Annotated in this window: 9 protein-coding genes and 1 pseudogene; 9 read left to right on the top strand and 1 reads right to left on the bottom strand. The window is 67.6% G+C overall.

Annotation, left to right across the window (positions count from 1 at the left end):
• Window positions 1-26: 26 nt before the first annotated feature.
• From alaS to hflX, 8 genes are all read left to right on the top strand, one after another.
• Complete coding sequence (gene alaS, locus EXR94_13345; GenBank protein MSR03699.1) at window positions 27-2657, top strand: alanine--tRNA ligase; 2631 nt, start codon at window positions 27-29, stop codon at window positions 2655-2657.
• Complete coding sequence (locus tag EXR94_13340; protein MSR03698.1) at window positions 2642-2950, top strand: hypothetical protein; 309 nt, start codon at window positions 2642-2644, stop codon at window positions 2948-2950. Before alaS ends, EXR94_13340 begins: the two co-directional genes overlap by 16 nt.
• Window positions 2951-3012: 62 nt before the next feature.
• Window positions 3013-3711, top strand: coding sequence for a hypothetical protein (locus EXR94_13335; protein MSR03697.1), 699 nt, complete (start codon window positions 3013-3015; stop codon window positions 3709-3711).
• Window positions 3708-4277 carry an SIS domain-containing protein gene (locus tag EXR94_13330; GenBank protein MSR03696.1) on the top strand — a complete coding sequence of 190 codons (570 nt, stop codon included), beginning with the start codon at window positions 3708-3710 and terminating at the stop codon, window positions 4275-4277. The genes EXR94_13335 and EXR94_13330 overlap by 4 nt, the downstream gene beginning before the upstream one ends.
• Window positions 4274-5026 (top strand): SDR family oxidoreductase, encoded by a 753-nt coding sequence (locus tag EXR94_13325; protein MSR03695.1) that lies wholly within the window; start codon window positions 4274-4276, stop codon window positions 5024-5026. The genes EXR94_13330 and EXR94_13325 overlap by 4 nt, the downstream gene beginning before the upstream one ends.
• Window positions 5027-5036: 10 nt before the next feature.
• The gene (locus tag EXR94_13320; GenBank protein MSR03694.1) at window positions 5037-6212 is read left to right on the top strand and encodes a CCA tRNA nucleotidyltransferase; all 1176 of its coding nucleotides are present in this window, start codon (window positions 5037-5039) and stop codon (window positions 6210-6212) included.
• Window positions 6209-7549 (top strand): replication-associated recombination protein A, encoded by a 1341-nt coding sequence (locus EXR94_13315; GenBank protein ID MSR03693.1) that lies wholly within the window; start codon window positions 6209-6211, stop codon window positions 7547-7549. Before EXR94_13320 ends, EXR94_13315 begins: the two co-directional genes overlap by 4 nt.
• Window positions 7546-8844, top strand: a complete 1299-nt coding sequence (gene hflX / locus EXR94_13310) for a GTPase HflX (protein MSR03692.1) — start codon at window positions 7546-7548, stop codon at window positions 8842-8844. Before EXR94_13315 ends, hflX begins: the two co-directional genes overlap by 4 nt.
• Here the strand turns inward: hflX and EXR94_13305 are convergent.
• On the bottom strand, window positions 8841-9329 hold the full coding sequence (locus tag EXR94_13305; GenBank protein ID MSR03691.1) for a hypothetical protein: 489 nt from the start codon (window positions 9327-9329) through the stop codon (window positions 8841-8843). The two genes, hflX and EXR94_13305, sit on opposite strands and share 4 nt — an antisense overlap.
• On the opposite strand from EXR94_13305, the pseudogene EXR94_13300 reads away from it, so the two are divergent.
• Window positions 9228-9476 (top strand): annotated as a pseudogene (locus EXR94_13300) (hypothetical protein). The gene EXR94_13305 and the pseudogene EXR94_13300 sit on opposite strands and share 102 nt — an antisense overlap.
• Window positions 9477-9481 lie beyond the last annotated feature (5 nt).

The raw sequence follows: 9481 nt of genomic DNA, 5'->3' as shown, positions 1-9481 counted from the left end.
GGGGGTCACTCCCTATATTCCGCCTCATGCACGCACGCACGATTCGGAGACTTTTTCTCGACTACTTCGCGGCCAAAGGGCATCGCGAAGTCCCCTCGTCGGCGCTGGTTCCGGCCGATGATCCAACCCTGTTGTTCACCAACGCCGGCATGGTGCAGTTCAAGCGCACCTTTCTCGGGCAAGAGCAGCGGGACTACCGCCGGGCCACGACCTGTCAGAAGTGCGTCCGGGCCGGCGGCAAGCACAACGATCTCGAACAGGTCGGGCTGACCAAACGGCATCATACCTTCTTCGAGATGTTAGGCAACTTCTCGTTTGGCGACTATTTCAAGCAACAGGCCATCGAATACGCGTGGGAGTTCGTCACCTCGAAGCAGTACCTCGGCCTCGAGCCCGACCGGCTTCGGTGCACGGTTCACCACACCGACGACGAGGCCCGCAGCCTCTGGCTCAAAGTCTCCGGGCTGCCGGCGTCCTCGGTCTACGGACTCGGCGACAAAGACAATTTCTGGCAGATGGGCGACACCGGCCCGTGCGGCCCTTGCTCGGAGATCTACGTCGACCTCGACTGGACGCCCGGCACTCCCCGGAAGGACTACAGCCAGGCGGAGTTCGAGGACAAGGCCGAGGCCGGGCGGTTCCTCGAGATCTGGAATCTGGTGTTCATGCAGTACGATCGATCGGCCGACGGCACGCTCACGCCGTTGCCCAAGCCGTCGGTCGACACCGGGGCCGGGCTCGAGCGAATTGCCGCGGTGCTCCAGGGCCTCGACGACAATTTTCACACCGATCTGTTCCAGCCGATTCTCGATCGGGCCAGCGAGCTGATCGGGAAGCCGTATCCCGGGAGCATGGCCGGCACCGGGGCGTCCTACCGGGTCCTGGCCGATCATGCCCGGGCGGTGACGTTCCTGCTGGCCGATGGCGTCTACCCGAGCAATGAGGGCCGGGGGTACGTGCTCCGCCGGATCCTCCGCCGGGCGGTTCGACATGCCTGGTTGCTCGGACGAAAAGAGCCGACGCTCGCCCCGCTCACTGAGGTCGTGGTCTCATTGATGGGCGAGGCCTATCCGGAAATTGCCGCGAAGCAGGATTTCATCCGCACTGTTACGGCCCAGGAAGAGTCGCGGTTTTTGGAGACGATTGACGGGGGTCTCAAGCGATTGGATGAGATCTTTCTGGCCGGCGCCCAGGAAATTGGCGGCGAGGAAGCGTTTCGGCTCTACGATACGTTCGGCTTCCCGATCGACTTGACCGAGCTGATCGCGGCGGAACGGGGCGTTCGGGTGGACCTGGTCGGATTCGAGGCAGCGCTCGACGAACAACGGAAGCGGTCTCGGAGTGCCCAGGTGGCGGCCGGGGGTGGCTCGGCGGTTGCCGCGGCCGGCGACGAGGGTGCGTGGCAGGATGTGAGCGGCGGGATTCCAACGTTCGTTGGCTACGACGTGACCGAAGCCGCGACCGAGGTGCTGGCGTTTCGGGAGGCCGGTGGGCGGGTCGAGCTGCTGCTCCGGGATAGCCCGTTTTACGCCGAGTCGGGTGGGCAGGCCAGTGACCTGGGCGAAGTGGTGGGCCAAGGCTGGCACCTGACGGTCGATCGGGTCCGGAAGACGCCGCGGGGGTCGGCGGTCAGTGGAATCTGGACCGAGGCGAACCGGTTCGAACCCACCGCGGTAGTGGCTCGGGTCGATGGGCCCCGCCGGCGGAATATCGAGCGCAATCACAGCGCGACCCATTTGGCGCACGGGGCCCTTCGGCTTCGGCTCGGCACCCATGTCCGGCAGCAGGGCTCCTCGGTCGACGCCGAGCGGCTCCGGTTCGATTTTTCGCACCACGCCCCGATCGAAGCGGCGGTGCTCGATGCCGTGGAGCGGGACGTGAATGAATTGATCTGGGCCAATGAGGCCGTGGTGATCCGGGAGATGGCGTATCCCGAGGCGCTGGCGCTCGGTGCGATGGCGTTCTTTGCTGACAAATACGGCGACCGGGTCCGGGTGGTGCAGATGGGGCCGAGCATCGAGCTCTGCGGCGGGACCCATGTCACCACGACCGGGGCGTTAGGTCTGTTCCGGTTCGGGGGGCAGGGCGGGGTGGCGGCCGGGGTCCGGCGGGTCGAGGCGATTACCGGCCCGGCGTCGTATGCGGCGGTGGAACAGATCGACGCCCGGATTACGGCAGCGGCGGAGTTGCTCCGGTCGCAGCCGGACCAACTGGCTCGCCGGATCGAACAGCTGCTGGCCGAGCGGGAAAAGCTCGAAGGCCGGTTGGCCGAGGCGTTGCGACGGGGCGGCCCGGGCGAAGAGGGGGCGCGGAATGTGGTCGAGGTTCAGGGTGTCAAGGTGACCATCGGGACCACACCGCTCGAGGACCGGAACGAGGTGGCCGCGGCCGCCGACCAATTCCGGAACGGGGGCACGAACGGGGTGCTCGTCCTGTTCGCCGAGGGGGGCCGGGGGGCGATCCACGCTGCGGTCACCGACGACTTGGTGGCCCGAGGCAAGAAAGCCGGCGATTTGGTCGGGCGGATCGCCGCGGTCAGTGGCGGCAAGGGGGGAGGCCGCCCAACCTTCGCCTCGGCAAGCGCCGGTGATCCGTCGCTCCTTGGGAAGGCGCGGGAGGCGGTTCCCCACATCGTGAGCGAATGGCTGGCCGTCTGACCGATCGATGGCTCGCCGAGCGCCTGGCCGGGGCACCAGCCGTGCTGGTTCAGCGAGCGTCCGAATTCGTGGGCCAGGTCGAGTCACCGACCACGCCGGAACGGTTGGCCGCCGCCGCCCGGGGGGCGCTTGAAGCCGCCTTGGCCCGAACGGCCGACCGGGGCGCGGCCCTCGACCTGTTGGCAGCGGACGCGTTGGTCACCTTGGCGCTCGCCGCCCAAGTCGAAACCGGTCCAACCGGATTGGCCCAGTTTGCCCGCGAGCTGCGGGACCAAGAGGGTCCTCGCGCTTGATCGACCTCCACTGCCATTTACTGCCCGGTGTCGATGACGGTTCGAAAAGTGTCGAGCAGTCGGTGGCAGTGTTGGCGACCATGGTCTCCGAGGGGGTCACGGATGTCGTCCTGACTCCCCACCTCGATGCGAGCCGAATCCTCGAGGGTCCGCCTCCCGAGCACGACGAAGCCATGGCCGCGCTGACGTCCCAGGCGCCGGCGGGCATCCGACTCCATCGGGGTGCCGAGGTCATGCTCGACCGGGGTCTGACCCCGCGGGCGATTGCTACCCGCCGGATCACGTTGGCCGGGAGCCGGTACCTGCTGGTGGAATTCACCCGGCAGGTGGCGGGTCGCTCCGCCGGGGCGGCCTTGACGCAGATGGTCAAGGCCGGGCTGACACCCTTGGTGGCTCATCCGGAGCGCTACTCGGTGTGTTCGGTCGAAATCGTGACGTGGTGGAAAGAGATCGGCGCCATCATGCAGGTCGATGCGAACACCCTGTTCCTGCCCACGAGCCGGGGTAACCGAGCCCGGGATCTGGTGGCGCATGGATTGGCCGATGTATTGGCGGCCGAAAACCATGGCGACTCCCGCTCGCCCGGGATTCCGTGGCCCAAGCTGGTGGCGAGCGGTCTCGAAGCGGAGGCCGGGCTGCTGATGCAGGCCAATCCGGCGGCGATCCTGGCCGACCAGCAGGTGGACTCGGTACCGCCGGCCAAGGTGAAGGTGTCGCTGCTGACCCGTCTCAAGGGCTGGGTGCGGGAGGTCCAGGAATGAACGGCGAACGGATCCGGGCCCAGTTCGAGGGCTTGGCGGTGCTCGCCGCCGCGATGGCGGGGCAGAGTGAGGCGATCGCTCGGCTGGCCGACCGGTATGTGCGGGCGCTCCGGGCCGGTGGCACGCTGTTCTTTGCCGGCAACGGCGGTAGTGCGGCCCATGCCCAGCACATCGCGACCGAGTACGTGGTTCGTCTGGGTCGGACTCGGCGTCCGTTCCGGGCGTTGGCGCTCTCGGTGGATACGTCGGTCGTGACGGCGGCGGGGAACGACCTCGGGTTTGCCGAGGTGTTTGCCCGGCAAATCGAGGCCTTGGCGGGTCCGGCCGACGTGGTGATCCTGATCAGCACCAGCGGCCAGAGCGCCAATCTGATTCGCGCCGCCGAGGCCGCCCGGCGGGTCGGGGCGACCGTGGTGGCCTTGTTGGGCCGGGACGGGGGCGCGCTGGCTGGACTTTGCGACGAGGTGGTGATCGTGCCGTCGGAGGACACCAGCCGAATTCAAGAACTCCAGCTCGCCATCGATCACACGATCGTCGAGTTGGTCGAACGGGAGTTGGCACCATGATTTCATTGGCAGGCAAGTCGGTGGTGATTACCGGGGGTTCACGGGGGATCGGCCGGGCGGCGGCGTTGCTCTGTGCCCGGGCTGGGGCCGACGTGGGTGTCACCTACCACCAGCGGTCGGCCGAGGCCGACCAGGTGGCCAAGGAGGTCCGATCGTTAGGCCGCCGGGCTTTCGTCGGGGGTGGCGATCTGGCCGATCCAGCGGTGGTCGCCCGGATCTTCAAGGAAGCCAAGGCGGCCTTCGGGGGCCTCGATGGCTTCGTGGCCAACGCCGGGGTCTGGCCGAGCGATGACACGCCGTTGGCAGAGATGGCGGAATCGCGGTGGCGGTCGACGATGGCGCAAAACCTCGATTCGGTGTTTCTGTCGACCAAGGCGGCGTTAGGGCTGATGCGTCCGGGCGGGTCGGTGGTGATAGTGTCGAGCACGGCAGGCCAGCGGGGTGAGTCCTTTCACGCCGACTACGCCGCGACCAAGGGGGCGTTGATTTCGTTGACCAAGTCGCTCTGTATCGAGTGCGCGCCGGCCATTCGGGTCAACTGCGTGGCGCCCGGGTGGGTCGACACCGACATGAGTGCCCTGGCGTATGCCGATGGCGGCCGGGAGCGGATCGCGGCGACGATCCCGATGAAACGGGTTCCGCTGGCTGAAGACATTGCCGGACCGATTCTGTTCCTGTTGTCCGATCTGGCCTGTCACGTGACGGGCGAGGTGCTCAATGTGAACGGCGGGAGCGTGCTCTGCGGGTAAGGATGACGCGGTGACCCGGCTCGATCGGCTCGACATCCCCACGGAGGTGGTCGAGATCGCGGCCACCCTCGAGGCCGCCGGGTATGAGACCTGGTGCGTCGGGGGGGCGATTCGGGACGCCCTGCTCGGCGGAAGCCGCGACGACGTGGATCTTGCCACCGCGGCAACGCCCGACGAGGTCCAGCGACTGTTCCGCCGGACAGTGCCGGTCGGGCTCAAGTTCGGGACGGTCGGGGTCTTCGACCGCCGCAATCACCTCCACGAAGTGACGACCTTCCGCCGGGATGTGACCACCGACGGCCGCCACGCGGTGGTCGAGTACGGCGTGTCGCTCGAAGCCGATTTGGCCCGCCGCGATCTCACCATCAACGCCATCGCGTATCATCCGATCAAGCATCTCTGGCGCGACCCGTTCGGGGGCGTCCGGGATTTGGACCTCCGGGTGGTGCGTGCGGTGGGGAATCCCTCGGAGCGCTTTGAAGAAGATTACCTCCGGATTCTTCGAGCGATCCGGTTTGCCGGCCGACTGGGGTTCGAGATCGATCCGGCCACGTGGGCGGCGGCCAAGGCGGCCGCCCCCGGGCTCGAGCGGCTCTCGGCTGAACGGGTCCGGGACGAATGGTTTCGGAGTCTCGAGTCGGCCCTGGTGCTGCCGCCGTTGTTTGAACGGTGGCGCGAGGTCGGGGCGGCGGCGCGTTGGCTGCCGGGATTCCCGGAGGTCTACCCGTTTGCCGATCCCCGTCCGGTGACTCGGGATCCGGTGTTGCTGACCGCAGTGGCCTGGGACGACGGCGGTCCGGTCCTGGCCCGGCTCAAGGCGCCGACGGCCGCGATCGACCGGGCGGAGCGGATTGCCCGGGGGCCGGCGGCCCCGGAGGCGAGCGGGGCGGTGGCGGCGCGCCGTTGGTTGGCCGCGGTCGGGCCGGCGGCGGATGACCTGATCGAAGCGCACCAGCTCTGCCACGGGGTCCTGGCCCCGTGGCGGGACGAAGTGGCCGGGATCCGGGCCCGGGGTGAGGCCACGTCGCGGGCCGGACTGGCCGTGACCGGCACGGACCTCAAAGGGGCCGGGATCGCGTCGGGGCCGGAGATTGGCCGGGTGCTGGGCGAGTTGTTGGCGGTGGTGCTGGAGGACCCAGCAATGAACGAGCGGGAGGCGTTGTTGGCCCGGGTCCGGCGGTCATGAGCGAGACCTTGGGCTTGTTTGCGACCGAGACGGGGCCGCTGGCCGAGCGGATGCGGCCCCGGGTGCTGGAGGAGTTCCTGGGCCAGCGGCAGTTGTTGGGGCCGGGCAAGGCGTTAGGCGAATCGATCCGGCGGGGCGACCTCGGCAGTACGATCTTCTGGGGCCCGCCCGGGGTCGGGAAGACGACGCTGGCCCAGTTGATTGCGCAGCACACCGGGCGGGAGTTCGTCGGGTTCAGCGCCGTCACTGAAGGAGTGCCCCGGGTCCGGGAGATCATCAAGGAGGCCGAGTCGCGCTTGCTGATGGGCCGCGGCACGGTGCTTTTTTGCGACGAGATTCATCGATTCAACCGGGCGCAGCAGGACGCCTTCCTGCCCCATGTGGAACGGGGGACGGTGGCGTTGATTGGGGCCACGACCGAAAATCCGAGTTTCAGTCTGAACGGCGCGTTGCTGAGCCGGTGCCGGGTGTTCGTGCTGGAGCCGCTCTCGGTGGAGGACTTGGCCGGGCTCTTGGAACGGGCCCTGGCCGACCGGGACCGGGGCTTGGGCGCCCAGTCGATCGAGGCCGATCCGGAAGCGCTCCAGGTCATCGCCACCCAGGCCGACGGCGACGCGCGACGGGCGTTAGGCACCCTCGAATCCGCGGTCCGGTACGTGGGGCTCAAGGGGCATCTGACCGTGGCCTCGCTCGAGACGGCGCTGGCCCGGCGGATGCCGCGGTACGACGCCTCGGGCGAGGAGCACTTCAATCTGCTCTCGGCTTACCACAAATCGCTCCGGGGCAGCGATCCGGACGGGGCGCTCTACTGGGCGGCCCGGATGATCGAGGGCGGGGAGGATCCCCGGATCTTGTTCCGGCGGGCGATCGCGATGGCGGCCGAGGACGTGGGGCTGGCTGATCCCAATGCGTTGCTGATCGCGGTCGCGGCCCGGGAAGCCTTCGACCAGTTAGGCGCACCGGAAGGCTTTCTCCCGCTGGCTGAGATGACGATCTATCTCGCGACGGCGCCGAAGTCCAATAGCGCCATGAAGGCGATGCGGGCGGCGTTCGAGGCGGCCCGGGAGACGCCAGCGGCGCCGGTGCCGCTGCACCTTCGGAACGCGCCGACCCGGTTGATGAAGGACCTCGGGTATGGGGCCGAATACAAGTACGCCCATGACGCTCCCGATCATTTCGTCGCCCAGAGCTACTTGCCGGAGGCGCTGGCCGGGCGGGCATTCTATGAGCCGGGGCGGTTAGGCTTCGAAACCAAGGTGGCGGAGCGACTCACGTGGTGGCGGCAAAAGGCCGCCGGACCTCCAACGCAGGGGAGTACACCATCTCACGAGCCATGATAGAGGTCGCGCCGCCGGTTGAGCGGGCGATCTTGGTGGGGTCGCCGAGGAAAGGGTCCCGCGACGCGCAGCAGCTCGATGAGCACTTGGCCGAGTTGGCCCGGTTGGCGGATACGGCGGGGGCCCAGGTGGTTGGGCGCTTGACCCAGCAAATTGCCGCGGCCAGTTCCGCCACCTTGATCGGCGAGGGGAAGGTCGAGGAGCTCAAGGACCTGGTGGCCTCGCTGCAGGCGACGCTGGTCATTTTCGACGAGCAGTTGAGCCCGGTGCAAGGGGCCAACCTGGAGAAGGAGCTCAAGATCCGGGTCATGGACCGGTCCGAGATCATTCTCGCCATTTTTTCGACCCGGGCCCGGAGTGCGGAGGCCAAGTTGCAGGTGGGACTGGCGCAGCTGCAGTACCTGCTGCCGCGGTTGGCCCGGATGTGGACCCACTTGTCGCGGATCCGGGGCGGCATTGGGCTTCGGGGCCCGGGCGAAACCCAGATCGAGACCGACCGCCGGATGATCCGGGAAAAGATCCAGCACCACCGGCTCAAGTTGAAGGACGTCGAGCGGCACCGCGAAACGGTGCGGGCCGGCCGGAGCTCGATGCTGAGCGCGTCGCTGGTCGGCTATACCAATGCCGGCAAGTCGAGCATCCTTCGGGGTCTGACGGGCGAGCGGGAGATCGTGGTCGAGGACCGGTTGTTCGCGACGTTGGACACGCTGACCCGGGAGCTTTCGTTAGGCGACGGCCTTCGGGCTCGGGTGACCGATACGGTGGGTTTCATCCGGAAGCTGCCCCACCATCTGGTGGCGAGTTTCCGGGCCACGCTTGAAGAGGCGCGGGAGGCGGATGTGCTGCTCCACGTGGTGGACGCGAGTCATCCGGAGTACGAGGAGCAGATTCAGGTGGTCGAGGCGGTGCTCGGCGAGCTCGAACTGGAAGACCGGCCGGTGATCATGGTTTTCAACAAGATCGACTTGGTGGCAGACCCGGGGGCGTTTGCGGCCCGGGTTCGGGAGATGCACCCTGGCGCGGTGATTGTCAGTTCGGTGCGTCCAGGTGGGTTGGAGGAGCTGATCCAGGCGTTGGCAGAGCGGGCCAAAACCATGGCGCCGGTAGTCCGGGTAGTGGTGCCGGCGACGGATGGGAAGCGGATTGCGGAGGTGTATCGGCAGGGGGAGGTGGTAGGGCGGGAGGATACGGAGGAGGCGGTGGTGTTGATGGTGCGGATGGCGGAGTGGAGGGCGAAAGCGCTCGGCACTCGGCACTCGGCGCTCGGCGCTCGGCCGGAGGAGGGGCGGGGTTAGGCGGGGGGCTCGCCGCTTTGCTGGAGCAATTTGGTGACGAGTCCGGTCCAGCCGGTTTGGTGTGAGGCGCCGAGGCCGGTGCCGGTGTCGCCGTGGAAGTATTCGTGAAAGAGGACGAGATCGCGCCAATGGGGATCGGTGGCGAATCGTTCCGGCGCGCCCATGGCGGGCCGCCGGCTCAGCTCGCCGGCGATCTCCGAGAGGGTGAGCATCCGTCCTGACCCCGTCGGGAACTCCACCGTGAAATCGGCTCCGTAGTAGTGGTGATACTTCTGGAGCGCTTCCACCAGGAGGAAGTTGACCGGAAGCCAGATCGGCCCCCGCCAGTTGGAATTGCCCCCGAAGAGCCCGGTGGTCGACTCGCCGGGTTCGGAGTCGACCCGATGTCGTTCCCCGTTGACGTCGAGCAGGTAGGGGGCGTCGCGGTGCCGGCGGGACAGCGCCCGGATCCCGTGGGGCGACAGAAACTCGTCGTGGTCGAACACGTAATTCGCCTGTCAGGGCTCGAGGTTGGCCGCGACATCGAACTCCAGTTCACCGGGGTGAGGCCGGGCGAGAAGCTCTACGAAGAGCTGTTCTTTGGGAGAGGACACGCCGAGCCAACCGTCCACCCCAAGGTGCTTCGCGCCAAGCATGC

It is taken from the genome of Gemmatimonadota bacterium (genome assembly GCA_009692115.1).
Classification (GTDB): domain Bacteria; phylum Gemmatimonadota; class Gemmatimonadetes; order Gemmatimonadales; family GWC2-71-9; genus SHZU01.
This window is presented reverse-complemented; position numbering and strand designations above follow the sequence as displayed.